This window comes from Bacillus sp. 7_6_55CFAA_CT2 (genome assembly GCF_000238655.1).
Taxonomy (GTDB): Bacteria; Bacillota; Bacilli; order Bacillales; family Bacillaceae_G; genus Bacillus_A; species Bacillus_A cereus.
In genome coordinates this window covers 602,639-616,268 of the sequence record NZ_JH414708.1, presented here as the reverse complement: position 1 = coordinate 616,268, position 13,630 = coordinate 602,639, and the positions used below count along the sequence as shown (strand labels likewise).

Below are 13,630 nucleotides of genomic sequence, written 5' to 3'. Positions count from 1 at the left end.
CCTTATGAACGGTCGTTCGTTTACTTTCGCTATATTTGTGCTTATTATCGGATTGGCAATATTCGGCCTTGTTTCATCTGTTATTACAAATCCCATGGGTGTATTAAGAAATATCGGGTACATGTTACTTGTTGTTGGTATCTTTTACTTGCTATACAAGATGTTTACAAATTCCAGTGGTTCTGCAAATTCACAAAGCTCATATAAGCGTGCGGCAAAACAATCGAACCGCAAACATGGGAAACAAAATGTAGCACCCCTAGGCAATTCTTTCTTTAAGTCAAATACTTCTAATGACAAAAGTAAAAAAGGGAATTCTTCCACTTTGAAACGAAAAAGAAAACAGTCTCATTTAACTGTCATTGAAGGCAAAAAAAGCAAAAAGAAAGACCGTGCTTCCTTTTAGGAAATACGGTCTTTTTTTATACTTTGAAGCACTTCTTTTAAACTTTTCTCTCTCATACTTTCAATTCGAAGATGATGATTTTCAAATGGTAAATTCCGTGTCACATCATTAGGTACAACAACGCACGTTAATCCCGCTGCAACTGCTGCTCTCAATCCATTTAATGAATCTTCAAATACAACAGCTTCAGACGGCTTAATTCCTAATTCTTCTATTGCAACTCGATAAAGAGCTGGATCTGGTTTTACCTTCTCAACATCTTCTCTCGTTTTAATTACTTCAAAATATTCTCGAATTTGTAGCTCTTCTAAAAAATGAATAACCCATTCTCTAGAAGAACTAGAAGCTAGTGCGATTTTTAATCCCATTTCTTTCGCTTCTTCTAAATATTCTTTTACCCCGTCACGAGCTTCTGGTATTCTCATTTTCTCTTTATGTAAAGTTGCCACTTTTTCTTTTAATGCACTTTTGTTAAACTTCTCTTTTAATTGATCATTTAAATATGTATAAAGTACCTCATCTGTTGTTCCAATGCATTTCGCAAATTCCTCTAAAGGTAGTTCCCCGCCGTATTCACGAACAGCATCTCTGAAAGAGTGAAACCATATCGTTTCTGTGTCCACAATTAATCCATCAAAATCAAAAATAATTGCTTTCATAATTCTCCCATCCTTTTCGAATTGAAATAAAAAAGGAAACGCCATACGTTCCCCTTAATTACTTTTCTCTTCATTTGCTCTTTGAACACCACGAAGTGTTTCCACTCGGACTGCATCTTGTTCAAAGTATTCCACTAAATCACCAATGCGATCAATTGCTTCCCAACTTAAATGATGTTCAATTCCTTCTACATCATTGTAAATTTTACTTTCATCCACACCGATAATACGCATAAATTGCTCTAGCAAGTCATGACGATATACGAGACGTTCTCCGATTTTTTTACCTTTTGTTGTTAATACAAGCCCTCTATATTTTTCATAAATTAGATATTCATCTTTGTCTAATTTTTGCACCATTTTTGTTACAGAGGATGGATGTACACTAAGCGCTTCAGCAATATCAGATACGCGGGCGTAACCCTTTTCATCAATCAACAAATAAATTTGTTCAATATAATCTTCCATACTAGGGGTAGGCATCGGTTTCCTCCATCCAAGTTCATTTTGCTTATTCCGTACGAAGCAATCAATAAAATGATACACCAGAAAGAATAACGTGACAAGTTGAAAACGAGCCTAAATATATAAAACAAAAAAGAATCTGTATTTGCATACAGACTCCCCTTAAGTAAAATATTGTATTTCTGCATTAAGAAAAAACTCATTTCTATAACCTCTTATCGTTTCTTTTAATACTGCTGCATCATCTTTTTTATATACATATTTTCCGATGGTTTCGGAAAACAATGCTGAATCAATTCAAACGTTAAATTTGGTATCGTCATATCTTTGTCGCTCAAATAGTTTACGGTATCCTTCTTCCCATTCTTCATGCATTTAAATTGGCGCAACTATAAAACCAAGTGGATATTCAAGTGCCTTTCGTTCAAAGTAAACGAGCTTTGGCATAAATGGTCTCATATGCTTTTCGCCCTCTCGTTAGTATGGGGGACATTAAAGTTTTCCACCCCAGTAACTTGCGTTGCAAGTTACTGAATGTTATAATTTGGATACCAGCTACCTTGCAACGCAAGTTACCTGAATAAAAGGTGGTGAAATCATGCACAGCCAAATGTTAAAAGGTGTACTAGAAGGTTGCATCCTATACATCATTTCACAAGAAGAAGTGTACGGATATGAACTGAGTACAAAATTAAATAAACACGGATTTACATTTGTAAGCGAAGGAAGCATATATCCATTATTGTTACGTATGCAAAAAGAAAAATTGATTGAAGGAACATTAAAAGCTTCCTCACTCGGTCCAAAGCGAAAATATTATCACGTAACCGATAAAGGGCTAGAACAACTTGAAGAATTTAAAAAAAGCTGGGGAATGGTTTCTACTACGGTAAATAACTTATTACAGGGGGAGTGATAGAGATGAATGCACAAGACATGATTGAATTGAATAATAAAAAACGTGAGCTTCTAACTTCCGAAAACGAAATTGCTTATGGTGATATGTTAGTATATCTTCGGTTATCTAATGTACCCGAACATCAAGTGGAAGAACTTTTGTTAGAAATATTAGATCATCTTATCGAAGCACAAGTAGAAAATAAAAATGCTTATGACATTTTTGGTGATGACTTAAAATCTTATTGTGATGAACTTATATCAGCTTTACCAACCCAAACAAAGTTAGAAAAAACTTCTTTAATTGGATTTTCTGTTAGCTTACTTCTTGCTATACAGTTTGGCATAAATGCAATTATTTCATTTTTTATGTTTCTCTTTGAAAAAAATAATACATTATCAAGTCCGCCTTTTAGCATCCTTGGAACTACTTTGTCTGTTTCAATAATTATACTAGGTATACTATTTATTTTATATTTATTAAAGCGTTACTCCTTTGATCAGAAAATGAATTGGAAAAGAAGAATTCTATTTGGATTCGCATTTGCTACTCCATTTTGTTCCGCTGTATTCTTAAATATTTATTTCCAAAAGCAACCTTATCTCATTTATCATCTAACCTTTTGGCAAAATGCTTTAATCGCTATCCTATTTTACGTTTTATATAAATTACTATATAAAAAATCAAATTTTTAACAGCCCTTCAAAAGGCTGTTTTTTCTTCTGTCTAATTTTACAAATTGAAAAATTTCATAAAGAAAATAAGAAAAATGCAAAATAATTAAAGTTAATTGTTGACGTGATGCTTTTATTATCGGTATCATAAATCTTCGTGAGCAATTATTTTTCGTTATACGATTTTTTTATTATTACTGAATTTTTGAGAGGAGAAATTAGATGTCAGTTAAGAAGAAAACGCAAGTACGCACCGGCAAAATGGTACGTGAACTAATGTTAGCAGACGAAGATGTAAATGCTTCGCTAATTATGGTATATAGTGAAAACGGTGTAAACGCAGAAATTAAAATCGAGGGCTTAACGCCGAAATGTAACGAAGAATTATTTTTGAGCGGAAACGTGGATTGGAACAAGAGTGTTATTTATAAAATTGTTGATTTCACTGGAAACGCTGAAGTTGGTAAAGTTACATTAACAGCGATGAACAAAAACAATGTTTCTCTAGAAATTGAACGCGTTATGTGGAGTAAAGAAAATAAAGAAGCTGCCGAGCAAGAAGAAACACAGGTAGAAGTAGCACCGAAAAAAGAAGTAGTTGTAGAAGCTCCAAAAACAATTACACCTGCTCCTAAGCCTGTTACGCGTGTGGAAACACCTGCTATGGCACCTAAGCCTACTCCGGTACCGACACCGAAGCCAGTAAGCGTAGAAGCAGCTGTAGAACTAGTTACTCCAGCGCCTGTGAAAAAAGCAGTCCCTACTCCAGTTACAAAGCAAGAGACAGCACCGGTTGCTCCTGCAAAACCGAAGCAGCCTGCTTTGACTGAAACAAATTCAAAACTACAAGAAAATTATGTTAAACTCGTGAAAAAGACAATTGAAGTTTGTCAAGATTACGAGCTTGGCATCGACATAGATGATTCTATTGAAAGCTTAAAAGAAGAACTACAAAGCCAAGGTATTAGCGTTACATTTGACAAAGAAATTATGGACGTTGTAAGTCGCCTTCGTTCTTTACAAGATAAAGGAATCAAAGTAGAAAAAGTACTTAATTTACTATAAAAAAATAAGAGGTGGCTATCGCCATCTCTTATTTTTTATAATTCCACTCATTACTTTCATACTTTTCTTTCGCTAACGTTTGAACTTCATGTAACTGTTCTTCTGTTAATTCATATGGAACAAGTTCTACATCTAATCCTTTTTCAAAACCAACTTCAAACGCTTTAATTAACTGCTCTATCGTAAATGTACGGTCTGTTAATTCATTAATTGCTACTGCTTTAGAAGAGAACATACTCTTCATACGTTCCTTCACACGTTCATTTGGGAATAAAAATAGATCATATAGTTCATCTAAATCAATTTCTAATGGAATCGATCCATGCTGTAAAATAACACCTTTTTGACGTGTTTGAGCACTACCAGCAATTTTTCGTCCTTCCACTACAATTTCATACCAAGATGGTGCATCAAAACATACGCCTGAACGTGGATTTTTTAAATTTTCACGATCTGCTTCTGTTTTTGGAACTGCATAATAGGCTTCTAACCCTAATGCCTTAAAACCATCTAATAAACCTTGCGAAATAACACGATACGCTTCTGTAACTGTTTTCGGCATGTTCGGATGATCTTCAGACACAATAACACTATACGTTAACTCTTTGTCATGTAGTACACCCCTGCCGCCTGTTTGACGACGAACGAATCCATATTTCTTTTCGTTCACTACATCCATATTAATATCTTTTTCAACACGTTGAAAATATCCAACTGTTAATGTTGGTACTTCCCATTCATAAAAACGAATTGTTGGTGGCATTTTCTTGTCACTTTGCCAATTTAATAAACATTCATCTAACGCCATATTAAATGCCGGTGAACATTGACCAGAGTTAATATAACACCATTTTTCTTTTCCCATCCTGCACCTCATATAACCAATTATTTTTCACATTCTCTAGTCTACCAAATTCGACAAAATTTGTGAAAGAATACGAAATTTCTTCTTATATGCAAATGAATCTGTTGCATAAATACATAAGGGCATTATAATATTGAAAGTAGGATAAGAAAAAAGGGAGCGATAGAATCGTGTCAACAACTTGGATTATTTTATTAGCCGTAATCGTAGCATTTATCGGCTACACTGTATGGATGTACTTCTATCAGAAAAAATTAATTAAAACTCTTACAGAAGAAGAATTTCGCGCTGGCTACCGTAAAGCACAGCTTATCGATATTCGTGAAGCAGACGAATATAACGCAGGGCATATTTTAGGTGCACGTAACATTCCGTTATCACAAATTCGCCTTCGTCATAAAGAACTTCGTCAAGATCAACCTGTTTACTTATATTGCCAAAGCGGATTCCGTACAGGTCGTGCAGCGCAATACTTAAAAAAACAAGGCTACAAAGATTTCTACCAATTACAAGGTGGATTTAAATCTTGGACAGGCAAAATTAAAAAGAAATAATAACATACAAAAAACTAGCTGAATAAATCAGCTAGTTTTTTCATTTCATCTTATTCGCAATGTATAATAAATTCTGCTTGATTACCTTTTCATCGTTCTCTTCTACATTCCGATACAGCAGTTGATATTCAATTCCTTTCTCTTTCCATATAAGCGTAGCAAATTCGTCACCACGTTCATAATCATCTTTATTTTTAAAATAAGCAGACGTTCCATTATTCAGTTTCATTTGTTCTTGAAATCGCTTCTCTTCCACAAGATCCGGAAAACTATAGGGAAAGTTCGCGACATTTAACTCAATATACTCATTTCTACCTGACTCCTTCTGTTTATATTTAATCGTTAAGACAGTGTTCTTTTTCCCAAGCGTTCTTACTTCCCCCTTCACATCACTTGTAATGTCGTACGGTAAAAACGTTGGAACTTTAAACTTCACCGGAAAATATTTTGGAAGTTCCTTTAGCGGAATAGGATCCGTAACACGATCCATAACTCCTCCTGTTGTTCCCACAAAGTGTTTTTCTTCTTGCATCGTTTGCTGAAACGAACACGAACTAAGCATGAAACTAGAAAACACGAAACAAATGATTCTTTTTTTCAATTTGTTTCCGCCCTTTCATACCGCTCTCTTAACGAACGAAGCGTTGATATTCTCTTCATATTCGCTTTGTCACCAAACTCCACCTTTGAAAACTTTCCACGTTATTCTCACACATTTTGACAACACTTTTTGCAAACAAAAAAGACCCCTATCATTCTTACGCCCAAGTGAAAAGGTTACGCGAATAAAAAGAAGTCTTATTAATACCATAGTTTGTGAAAAGCTTTTCAGGTCAAGATTTTTTCTTTCTTATTATTTTCCCTTTATAATAAGGGAAAGAGGTGATACATATGGCCAATATAAAACAAATTGCTAAAACTGCTGGTGTATCGATATCAACTGTTTCTCGTGTCCTGAATAATCACCCTTACGTAAAAGAAGAAAAGCGTAAGCGTGTTCTAGATGCTGTTGAAGAATTAAACTACGCAAAAAATATAAATGCTGTCCATTTAATAAGAGGGAAAACATATACAATTGGCGTTATGCTTCCTTTCATTAACCTCCCCTACTTCAGTACGATTATTGAAGGAATCGGAAACGAAGCGTTAGCTGCCGGATATCACATTAATTTATGTCAAACGAATTACGATAGTATTGAAGAAATTCGTGTTCTTGAAATGATGAAAATGAAACAATTTGATGGGATGATTATTTGCTCCCGAACGAGCTCTTGGGAACAAATCGAACCTTTTGCAAAATTTGCCCCTATTATTTCATGTGAAAAAATGAAGCATCCCCTCATTTCATCCATCTACGTAGATCATTATGAAGGTTTCCGTCTCGGTACTGCCTATTTACTAAGTAGAGGCCATGAAAAAATCGGAATTTGTTTAGCAAGAAAAACAAGTGTAAATTCCATGGAGCGCGAAAAAGCGTTCGCCGATACACTTCGTAACGAAGGGAAAACGTTGCATCCTGAATGGATTTTCCACCAATGCTATACAATGCAGGACGGAGCACAAATACTCCATCGTATTTTAAATATGAAAAATCGTCCAACTGCTATTTTCACAGCGAACGATCAAGTTGCAGCTGGTTTATTAACAGAGGCTCGAAAACATGGTATTCGAGTACCTGAAGACCTTGCTATCCTTGGATTTGATAATCATGAAATTTCAAAGGCATTAGAAATTTCCACAATTGAACATCCCGGTCTCGCAATGGGCTCACATGCTTTTTCTTTATTCCATAAGCAGATCCAAAGCGAGCAAATTGTCGGCAGTGCAAAAGAACTTTCATTCCATTTAATTGAGCGAGAGACTGTCTAAAAAGAGCGTTACTTATAACGCTCTTTCTCAGCTCTTCACCTATTGACTTTATATTTCCCATCTCATATAATGAACCTAACGAACGGTAGGTAGGGGATGAAAATGACAGCAAACCGCATTAAAGCTGTAGCACTTTCTCATTTCGCACGCTACGGCTATGAAGGAACTTCATTGGCAAATATTGCTCAAGAAGTTGGGATTAAAAAACCATCGATTTACGCACACTTTAAAGGAAAAGAAGAGCTATATTTCATATGCTTAGAATCTGCTCTTCAAAAAGATTTGCAGAGCTTCACAGGCGATATCGAAAGCTTTTCCAATTCGTCCACTGAAGAATTGCTTTTAAAATTATTAAAAGGGTATGCAAAACGATTTGGTGAAAGTGAAGAATCAATGTTTTGGTTACGAACTTCTTATTTTCCGCCTGATGCATTTCGCGAACAAATTATTAATAAAGCAAATGTACACATTGAAAACGTCGGAAAACTTTTATTCCCTGTATTTAAAAGAGCAAGCGAACAAGATGAGCTGCATAACATTGAAGTAAAAGATGCCTTAGAGGCTTTTCTATGCTTACTCGACGGTCTTATGGTTGAACTATTATACGCAGGTTTAAATCGTTTTGAGACACGTTTAGACGCTTCTTGGAAAGTATTTTGGCGCGGACTTTCAAACTGACGGATTGCCCTTTGCAATGCGTCGTTTTTAAGCCCTTTACCTAACGACTGGTAGGAAGGAGAAATGACATATGGCATGGATTTATGTAATCATCGCTGGTATTATTGAAATCTTTTGGGTGATTGGACTAAAAAAAGCAGAGGCACCACTTGAATGGGCTGGTGTTGCTCTATTAATTACAATTAGTTTCGTCTTATTATTTAGAGCTTATAAAGATTTACCTGTCGGCACTGTATACGCAGTCTTTACAGGAATCGGAGCTGGTGGAATCGTTCTTACAGAGATTTTCATTTTCGGAGAACCTTTCTCTATCGTAAAAGTTTTATTAATCGGTTTAATCTTCTTCGGAGTAATTGGTTTAAAACGAGTAACAGAAGAAAAAGAAGCGAAGGAGGCTGCATAAAATGGCTTGGGTATTTTTAATTCTAGCTGGTATTTGTGAAATTATTGGTGTACTCTTTATGAAAGTAGCCACTGAAAAGAAAGGCTGGGCACCAAAAGTTATTTTAATCGCTAACTTCGGCGTAAGCTTCTTCTTCTTATCTCTTGCGATGAACACATTACCGATGGGAACTGCTTACGCGATTTGGACTGGAATCGGAACTGCTGGAAGTGCACTTCTAGGCATTCTCATTTTCCGAGAATCAGCGGATTGGCGTCGTCTTGCTTTCTTAAGCTGCATTTTATGCGGCGCTGTTGGCTTAAAACTATTAAGCTAACGTGAGGTGAATGTCATGTGGAAAGAACAAGGAAAGAAAATATTAGCATGGATCACACTTTGTATCGTCATTCTATTACAAATAAGTTTTCATATAATAGAATCATTGTTTCATAAAGTATTATCCATTCTCACATTCCTTCCTAACATGACACTTGAAATTATATCGATTGTTTGGTCCATTATCGCCTCCATTGCAATCGTCATTATATGGAGTATCACCAAACTATGGAATAAGTTATTTAAAAAGGACAGTATTTCTGAAAAAGAGTAACTGTCCTTTTTTATATTCATTCAGACTTTCTGTAGAAGTTAGATGTGATAAGACAAAACAGACCAACTATGGAAATATTTATACCACCCCCTTTATGTAAACTTGGAAATAACGGTGGTATATTCGAGTAAACATTTGCTAATATGAGACCGATTGAAAATAAAAATATTCCTATTCTATATAACCATTTTCTTTTGTTCATCATTCTCCCCTCCTAAAATTTTTCATACACTCCTTTCTTTTGGACATACTACCCTAAAAAAGGAGTGGATAATATGCAAAATTCTATACATAAGCAAATCCTATTTTTATTTTTCCTATTTCTTATTCTCATCATCGTTTTCAGCTTTATATTACATACTCCAAAAGATGTACCAAATAGCGTTTCTTTTTATAAACTACTGCTCTCGTATTGTCGTTATTGAAGAAGGTGCCTTTTTTTAAGGCACCTTTTAAAATTCTCTTTTTTTATATATTTTTACTGAAACAAAGATAGATATTATGAACATGCATATTGAACTAATGAATAACAAGCTGTTATATAGTTGAATTTGTTCTAGGTTGATTCCAAAGAAAATAGAAGAAACGGCCATAGGTGCTATTAGTATAAAAATCGCAATAAAAATAGTTTTTTTATAGGCCAACCAAAACGATATCGGTAAAACAAAGCTTAAATACACTAAAATAAAGCTAATACTAGCAACCATTGTCGTTTCAATAAATTCAAATAGGTTAACCCCATTCTTCATTCCCATCGTAAAACAACCGACCATTACACTTATAAAAAGAATAATAATTGCTACTATATATTTTGCAAATACAATTTGTTTTCTCAATATTGGTAAACTATTTACTATAACTTCACTCTTATTTTTACTATCTGCTTCAAACGTTTTTACTGTTGCCCCAATTGTAATAATTACTGACATAATTATGAACAGATTTTCCGTATCTGTTAAGGCCATATAAAAGAAAACAGGATACAGTATGTACCAAATTAAAAATTTCCATTGAATAATGAAATCTTTTAAAATTAGTTGCTTAATCATGTATTGCACCTCCTAATATGAAAATGTCCCTTCTATAACTCTGCCTGCTGAAACATTTTCATTGAGAGGAACATTGATATGAATATACTCACTAATACTCCAATACTAAGAACACCCATTGCTAGTGTAGCCTCTTGAGAGTGAAGTACTTTTAACATAATTGTTTTATCACCAAAAATATTGCACATAAGACCAATCATACCCATTAAAGGAAACAGCATAATCAAATTCAAGACTGTAATAACTTTATATCCCCCAATGTAATTAGTCGGTATCGTTACTACACAATAAATCAAAGTTGCTACTATCGCTGAAAACACTGCATATCCAGGCATGACTATATCCCTGTCCAATAAAATATTTCCTAATATTACGACTATAAAAGTTACACTCAAACCAGCCATAATAAATAATGTGCTTGAAATATATTTAGCTATAATTATCTCTTTTCTCGTTATAGGTAAACTCACTAATACTTTTTCCGCTTTACTTTTCTCGTCATAATAAAAAGAAATATATATAATCGTACTACATGTTATAAATAATCCTATTGCAATCCCCATTGGTTCGACGGAATTCTTAAAAATAGATAAAATAGGGATTAAAAAATAGAAAGGAAACATCTTCTTCTGTAAAAAAAACTCCTTCAAAATCAACTGTTGCATATGAATTCCCCTCTCTATAAATCACGCGTTTTATAAATTTTAATTGTAAGAAACATAGAAGCGATATAGGCACTAGCTAATATCATTCCTCCAACTGTAAATACACCAATATGTACTGGATTCATAATCCACTCACTGAATGAAGATGTTGTTTCATTCAGCCCATCACTAATAAATATCCAAAGAAGTACACCAATCCCCATTGCTGCGGCTGATACTATACTTCTCATGCCCTTTGATTTTGTACCATAATAACTAGGAAAAAATGTCGCCACAAATACTACAGAATAAATCACTCCACTTACCACTACATACCATGGAATTTCAATATAAAAATTAGGATGGTATACACCAATATCATCAATAACAGCAATACCTCTTAAAAGGAATACAATTATCATAGTTGAAACCATGGCACCGACAATAAATATTGCACAGGAAATATATCTAGCAATAATGATATCCTTCCGACTTACTGGTAAACTATTTATAATAATGTCACTTTTATTTCTTTCATCCATAAAGGTTAACGTCATAACGGAGGAGAGGGTTATAAATAGACAACTCATCGGAAATAAAAATTCACCACTTGGCTCTAACATAAAAAACAAAAGAGGCATAACAAAATTCACTAACCACATTACCCGAAAAAAGAACAAATCTTTATATACAAGCTGACGCATAGACACCTCTCCCTTTCGCAGTGTAAACGATAATGTCATCTAATGTAGGCTTTTCTAGTACAACCTCATTTCCAAACCAATCGATAATTCCTTGTTTATCCTTCGCTAAACCTTCGAAACCAAATTTATTTTTTCGTAATCCAACAAATAGTTCTTTTCCTTCTTGGTCTAATAAATCATTACTTCCTTTTACGATTACGTAGTTCTCCATTAAGTCTTCTTTTTCACCAGTAAATATAATTTCTCCATCATTGATGAACGTAACATAATCTGCAATGCGCTCTAAATCTGTTGTAATGTGCGTTGAGAATAATACGGATACTTCATCTTCCATTACAATTTCTTGCAACATATCAAGTAATTCACTTCGAACAACTGGATCTAACCCTGCTGTCGGTTCGTCCATAATAATAAACCCTGCGTGGTGCGAAAGTGCGATGGCAATCGCAAATTTCATTTTCATTCCTTTTGATAATTCTTTAATTTTTTTATACTTTGGAACTTGCAATCTATGCATATACGATTGATACTGCTCTTCGTCCCACTTTTTATATAACGGTGCAATAATACGCTTCATTTGTTCACACGTTAAATCTTCGTAATAATGATTTTCATCATATACAAAGCCGATATTTTGTTTTATTTCCTTTTCAGCTTTCTTATTGTCCTTGCCAAAAATTTTTATATCTCCGTTATCTTTTTTAATTAAATTCATAATCATTTTGATTGTCGTACTTTTCCCGGCCCCATTCGGTCCGACAAACCCCATAATATATCCGCGTGGTAACGTAAAACTTATATTTTTCACTGCGAAACCTTCATAACTTTTACAAACATTTTTTAACTCTAACATCTCTCTCATTCCCCCTTATATAAAAACGCAATCATCTGCTGTAATTCTTCAAGTGAAAGCTGCAACGCTTTACTTTCATTCACAATCTCTTTCGCTTTACTTTCCAATAGGCGAAACCTTTGTTCTTTTAATAGTTCATTATTTTTACGTGAAACATAAGTCCCCTTCCCAGCAACAGTTTCTATATATCCTTCTTTTTCAAGCTCCTCGTATGCACGCTTCGTTGTAATGACACTAATTTGTAATTCCTTCGCTAAGCTACGAATAGACGGTAATTGATCTCCACCCTTTAAACCGCCATTTAAAATAAGCTGGCTTAATTGTTTTCTTATTTGCACATAAATAGGGTCTTGGGAAGAATTCGAAATAATAATATTCATGTTTTCCTCCAGTGTGTGTATATACTGTGTATACCTTATATATACAGTATATACACAGCATCCTATTTTTGGCAAGAAAAAAAGACCAACATTTTCCTGTTGGTCTTTCGTATATGTATCACTTTTCAAAGCGATCTAACATCTCGTCTCTCATTCCGAAACTTACTACTGCAATTCCTATATACATAAACAGAAGGAATGCCGGATGAACTGTATTGTACCAGCTGCTGTCAACAATTAAGTAAATCGTTAATGCCACAACAAGAACAAACGCTAAGATAAACATATAAAAGTGTCTTGTACTACCCATGATAAACTCCTCTCTTCTCACTTCACCATTCAACAGTTTATTTTATCGAATAATTCGATATGACTCAAGGTTAACTTTCTGTTATGTAATCAAGTTCTACCTTTACAATGTCCTCACATGCTATTGAAATGATTGTTCCTTGTTTATCAATCGCCGTCACTTCTCTATTATCCATTACACGATTTGCTACTCTTTCTAACACTTTTCCTTGGTCCCGATAGCAAAATTCTTTTACATCTTTAATTGTTTCTCCATTTTCTAAATGGTATACCATTCTATAACATCGATATCCCAAAATTTCACCCCCGTCTTGTTCGTTTTTTCACATATACATAAAAATGAGTAATCTTTGCCTCATCACATCTTCTTAATTTCAATAAAATTCTAACAAAAATAAATACTTTTATCAAACCGACTTTTTCAACAAAACTACCTATAAAACTACACCTTTACACCATTAGGAAACAAAAAACATATTTTTTTAACATTTTCTTCACTATTTCTGCATAAAGTGAAACTTTAATCAGCGGGGATTTTTGTTCATCCCCACTGATTATTAGTTGAA

At 34.2% G+C, this 13,630-nt stretch carries 22 protein-coding genes and 1 pseudogene; 10 read left to right on the top strand and 13 right to left on the bottom strand.

Annotated elements, in window-relative coordinates:
- Positions 1 to 4 precede the first annotated feature (4 nt).
- On the top strand, positions 5 to 406 hold the full coding sequence (locus tag HMPREF1014_RS03395) for an SA1362 family protein (RefSeq protein ID WP_001014463.1): 402 nt from the start codon (positions 5 to 7) through the stop codon (positions 404 to 406).
- On the opposite strand, the gene HMPREF1014_RS03390 is transcribed toward HMPREF1014_RS03395, so the two are convergent.
- From HMPREF1014_RS03390 to HMPREF1014_RS31980, 3 genes and pseudogenes are all read right to left on the bottom strand, one after another.
- On the bottom strand, positions 403 to 1,065 hold the full coding sequence (locus HMPREF1014_RS03390; RefSeq protein WP_025966333.1) for an HAD family hydrolase: 663 nt from the start codon (positions 1,063 to 1,065) through the stop codon (positions 403 to 405). The two genes, HMPREF1014_RS03395 and HMPREF1014_RS03390, sit on opposite strands and share 4 nt — an antisense overlap.
- A 54-nt stretch (positions 1,066 to 1,119) precedes the next feature.
- Complete coding sequence (gene mntR, locus HMPREF1014_RS03385; RefSeq protein ID WP_001143083.1) at positions 1,120 to 1,548, bottom strand: transcriptional regulator MntR; 429 nt, start codon at positions 1,546 to 1,548, stop codon at positions 1,120 to 1,122.
- Positions 1,549 to 1,692: 144 nt separating this feature from the next.
- Positions 1,693 to 1,938, bottom strand: a pseudogene (locus HMPREF1014_RS31980) (spore photoproduct lyase family protein); the annotation flags it as partial.
- A gap of 190 nt (positions 1,939 to 2,128) precedes the next feature.
- On the opposite strand from HMPREF1014_RS31980, the gene HMPREF1014_RS03380 reads away from it, so the two are divergent.
- The 3 genes from HMPREF1014_RS03380 to HMPREF1014_RS03370 all read left to right on the top strand — a co-directional run bounded on the left by HMPREF1014_RS03380 (position 2,129) and on the right by HMPREF1014_RS03370 (position 4,167).
- The gene (locus HMPREF1014_RS03380) at positions 2,129 to 2,446 is read left to right on the top strand and encodes a PadR family transcriptional regulator (protein ID WP_000556081.1); all 318 of its coding nucleotides are present in this window, start codon (positions 2,129 to 2,131) and stop codon (positions 2,444 to 2,446) included.
- A gap of 5 nt (positions 2,447 to 2,451) precedes the next feature.
- Positions 2,452 to 3,123, top strand: coding sequence for a DUF1129 family protein (locus tag HMPREF1014_RS03375; protein ID WP_000993590.1), 672 nt, complete (start codon positions 2,452 to 2,454; stop codon positions 3,121 to 3,123).
- Positions 3,124 to 3,324: 201 nt separating this feature from the next.
- Positions 3,325 to 4,167: a hypothetical protein gene (locus tag HMPREF1014_RS03370; protein WP_000111901.1), complete on the top strand. Its 843-nt coding sequence runs from the start codon at positions 3,325 to 3,327 to the stop codon at positions 4,165 to 4,167.
- A 28-nt stretch (positions 4,168 to 4,195) separates the two neighbouring features.
- On the opposite strand, the gene HMPREF1014_RS03365 is transcribed toward HMPREF1014_RS03370, so the two are convergent.
- Positions 4,196 to 5,032, bottom strand: a complete 837-nt coding sequence (locus HMPREF1014_RS03365) for a lipoate--protein ligase family protein (RefSeq protein ID WP_000514067.1) — start codon at positions 5,030 to 5,032, stop codon at positions 4,196 to 4,198.
- A gap of 170 nt (positions 5,033 to 5,202) precedes the next feature.
- Between HMPREF1014_RS03365 and HMPREF1014_RS03360 the strand changes: the two genes are divergently transcribed.
- Positions 5,203 to 5,586, top strand: a complete 384-nt coding sequence (locus HMPREF1014_RS03360; RefSeq protein WP_000108653.1) for a rhodanese-like domain-containing protein — start codon at positions 5,203 to 5,205, stop codon at positions 5,584 to 5,586.
- 40 nt (positions 5,587 to 5,626) lie between these two features.
- Here the strand turns inward: HMPREF1014_RS03360 and HMPREF1014_RS03355 are convergent, their stop codons facing one another.
- Positions 5,627 to 6,163 carry a hypothetical protein gene (locus HMPREF1014_RS03355; protein WP_043306362.1) on the bottom strand — a complete coding sequence of 179 codons (537 nt, stop codon included), beginning with the start codon at positions 6,161 to 6,163 and terminating at the stop codon, positions 5,627 to 5,629.
- 314 nt (positions 6,164 to 6,477) lie between these two features.
- Between HMPREF1014_RS03355 and HMPREF1014_RS03350 the strand changes: the two genes are divergently transcribed.
- From HMPREF1014_RS03350 to HMPREF1014_RS03330, 5 genes are all read left to right on the top strand, one after another.
- A complete protein-coding gene (locus HMPREF1014_RS03350) occupies positions 6,478 to 7,455 on the top strand; it encodes a LacI family DNA-binding transcriptional regulator (protein ID WP_001273982.1) in 978 nt (325 codons plus the stop codon).
- Between the two features lie 96 nt (positions 7,456 to 7,551).
- Positions 7,552 to 8,133 (top strand): TetR/AcrR family transcriptional regulator, encoded by a 582-nt coding sequence (locus HMPREF1014_RS03345; protein ID WP_002005730.1) that lies wholly within the window; start codon positions 7,552 to 7,554, stop codon positions 8,131 to 8,133.
- Between the two features lie 70 nt (positions 8,134 to 8,203).
- A complete protein-coding gene (locus HMPREF1014_RS03340) occupies positions 8,204 to 8,536 on the top strand; it encodes a DMT family transporter (protein WP_000312339.1) in 333 nt (110 codons plus the stop codon).
- 1 nt (position 8,537) lies between these two features.
- A complete protein-coding gene (locus tag HMPREF1014_RS03335) occupies positions 8,538 to 8,852 on the top strand; it encodes a DMT family transporter (RefSeq protein WP_000312623.1) in 315 nt (104 codons plus the stop codon).
- A 15-nt stretch (positions 8,853 to 8,867) separates the two neighbouring features.
- Positions 8,868 to 9,125: a DUF3975 family protein gene (locus HMPREF1014_RS03330; RefSeq protein ID WP_000265428.1), complete on the top strand. Its 258-nt coding sequence runs from the start codon at positions 8,868 to 8,870 to the stop codon at positions 9,123 to 9,125.
- Positions 9,126 to 9,141: 16 nt separating this feature from the next.
- Here HMPREF1014_RS03330 and HMPREF1014_RS03325 read toward each other — a convergent pair whose 3' ends face one another.
- The 8 genes from HMPREF1014_RS03325 to HMPREF1014_RS03285 form a co-directional block, all read right to left on the bottom strand.
- Positions 9,142 to 9,330 (bottom strand): hypothetical protein, encoded by a 189-nt coding sequence (locus HMPREF1014_RS03325; RefSeq protein WP_009326528.1) that lies wholly within the window; start codon positions 9,328 to 9,330, stop codon positions 9,142 to 9,144.
- A 247-nt stretch (positions 9,331 to 9,577) separates the two neighbouring features.
- The gene (locus tag HMPREF1014_RS03315; protein WP_000595347.1) at positions 9,578 to 10,174 is read right to left on the bottom strand and encodes an ABC-2 transporter permease; all 597 of its coding nucleotides are present in this window, start codon (positions 10,172 to 10,174) and stop codon (positions 9,578 to 9,580) included.
- Positions 10,175 to 10,206: 32 nt separating this feature from the next.
- Positions 10,207 to 10,839 carry an ABC-2 transporter permease gene (locus HMPREF1014_RS03310; protein WP_001186558.1) on the bottom strand — a complete coding sequence of 211 codons (633 nt, stop codon included), beginning with the start codon at positions 10,837 to 10,839 and terminating at the stop codon, positions 10,207 to 10,209.
- A gap of 14 nt (positions 10,840 to 10,853) precedes the next feature.
- On the bottom strand, positions 10,854 to 11,522 hold the full coding sequence (locus HMPREF1014_RS03305; RefSeq protein WP_001249567.1) for an ABC-2 transporter permease: 669 nt from the start codon (positions 11,520 to 11,522) through the stop codon (positions 10,854 to 10,856).
- On the bottom strand, positions 11,503 to 12,375 hold the full coding sequence (locus tag HMPREF1014_RS03300; RefSeq protein ID WP_000891309.1) for an ABC transporter ATP-binding protein: 873 nt from the start codon (positions 12,373 to 12,375) through the stop codon (positions 11,503 to 11,505). The genes HMPREF1014_RS03305 and HMPREF1014_RS03300 overlap by 20 nt, the downstream gene beginning before the upstream one ends.
- 5 nt (positions 12,376 to 12,380) lie before the next feature.
- The gene (locus HMPREF1014_RS03295; protein ID WP_001021347.1) at positions 12,381 to 12,755 is read right to left on the bottom strand and encodes a GntR family transcriptional regulator; all 375 of its coding nucleotides are present in this window, start codon (positions 12,753 to 12,755) and stop codon (positions 12,381 to 12,383) included.
- A gap of 118 nt (positions 12,756 to 12,873) precedes the next feature.
- Entirely contained in the window at positions 12,874 to 13,065 is a 192-nt protein-coding gene (locus HMPREF1014_RS03290; protein ID WP_000535933.1) for a hypothetical protein, read from the bottom strand.
- Between the two features lie 70 nt (positions 13,066 to 13,135).
- Entirely contained in the window at positions 13,136 to 13,339 is a 204-nt protein-coding gene (locus HMPREF1014_RS03285; protein ID WP_000262496.1) for a DUF3929 family protein, read from the bottom strand.
- Positions 13,340 to 13,630: the final 291 nt, after the last annotated feature.

Bases quoted from the DNA above. Each gene is read 5' to 3' on its own strand.
- HMPREF1014_RS03380 (WP_000556081.1), top strand. From the start codon at position 2,129: ATGCACAGCCAAATGTTAAAAGGTGTACTAGAAGGTTGCATCCTATAC.
- HMPREF1014_RS03340 (WP_000312339.1), top strand. From the start codon at position 8,204: ATGGCATGGATTTATGTAATCATCGCTGGTATTATTGAAATCTTTTGG.
- HMPREF1014_RS03300 (WP_000891309.1), bottom strand. From the start codon at position 12,375: ATGTTAGAGTTAAAAAATGTTTGTAAAAGTTATGAAGGTTTCGCAGTG.
- HMPREF1014_RS03335 (WP_000312623.1), top strand. From the start codon at position 8,538: ATGGCTTGGGTATTTTTAATTCTAGCTGGTATTTGTGAAATTATTGGT.
- HMPREF1014_RS03310 (WP_001186558.1), bottom strand. From the start codon at position 10,839: ATGCAACAGTTGATTTTGAAGGAGTTTTTTTTACAGAAGAAGATGTTT.
- HMPREF1014_RS03295 (WP_001021347.1), bottom strand. From the start codon at position 12,755: ATGAATATTATTATTTCGAATTCTTCCCAAGACCCTATTTATGTGCAA.
- HMPREF1014_RS03365 (WP_000514067.1), bottom strand. From the start codon at position 5,032: ATGGGAAAAGAAAAATGGTGTTATATTAACTCTGGTCAATGTTCACCG.
- HMPREF1014_RS03350 (WP_001273982.1), top strand. From the start codon at position 6,478: ATGGCCAATATAAAACAAATTGCTAAAACTGCTGGTGTATCGATATCA.
- mntR (WP_001143083.1), bottom strand. From the start codon at position 1,548: ATGCCTACCCCTAGTATGGAAGATTATATTGAACAAATTTATTTGTTG.
- HMPREF1014_RS03330 (WP_000265428.1), top strand. From the start codon at position 8,868: ATGTGGAAAGAACAAGGAAAGAAAATATTAGCATGGATCACACTTTGT.
- HMPREF1014_RS03370 (WP_000111901.1), top strand. From the start codon at position 3,325: ATGTCAGTTAAGAAGAAAACGCAAGTACGCACCGGCAAAATGGTACGT.
- HMPREF1014_RS03315 (WP_000595347.1), bottom strand. From the start codon at position 10,174: ATGATTAAGCAACTAATTTTAAAAGATTTCATTATTCAATGGAAATTT.
- HMPREF1014_RS03290 (WP_000535933.1), bottom strand. From the start codon at position 13,065: ATGGGTAGTACAAGACACTTTTATATGTTTATCTTAGCGTTTGTTCTT.
- HMPREF1014_RS03325 (WP_009326528.1), bottom strand. From the start codon at position 9,330: ATGATGAACAAAAGAAAATGGTTATATAGAATAGGAATATTTTTATTT.
- HMPREF1014_RS03285 (WP_000262496.1), bottom strand. From the start codon at position 13,339: ATGGTATACCATTTAGAAAATGGAGAAACAATTAAAGATGTAAAAGAA.
- HMPREF1014_RS03305 (WP_001249567.1), bottom strand. From the start codon at position 11,522: ATGCGTCAGCTTGTATATAAAGATTTGTTCTTTTTTCGGGTAATGTGG.
- HMPREF1014_RS03375 (WP_000993590.1), top strand. From the start codon at position 2,452: ATGAATGCACAAGACATGATTGAATTGAATAATAAAAAACGTGAGCTT.
- HMPREF1014_RS03395 (WP_001014463.1), top strand. From the start codon at position 5: ATGAACGGTCGTTCGTTTACTTTCGCTATATTTGTGCTTATTATCGGA.
- HMPREF1014_RS03390 (WP_025966333.1), bottom strand. From the start codon at position 1,065: ATGAAAGCAATTATTTTTGATTTTGATGGATTAATTGTGGACACAGAA.
- HMPREF1014_RS03345 (WP_002005730.1), top strand. From the start codon at position 7,552: ATGAAAATGACAGCAAACCGCATTAAAGCTGTAGCACTTTCTCATTTC.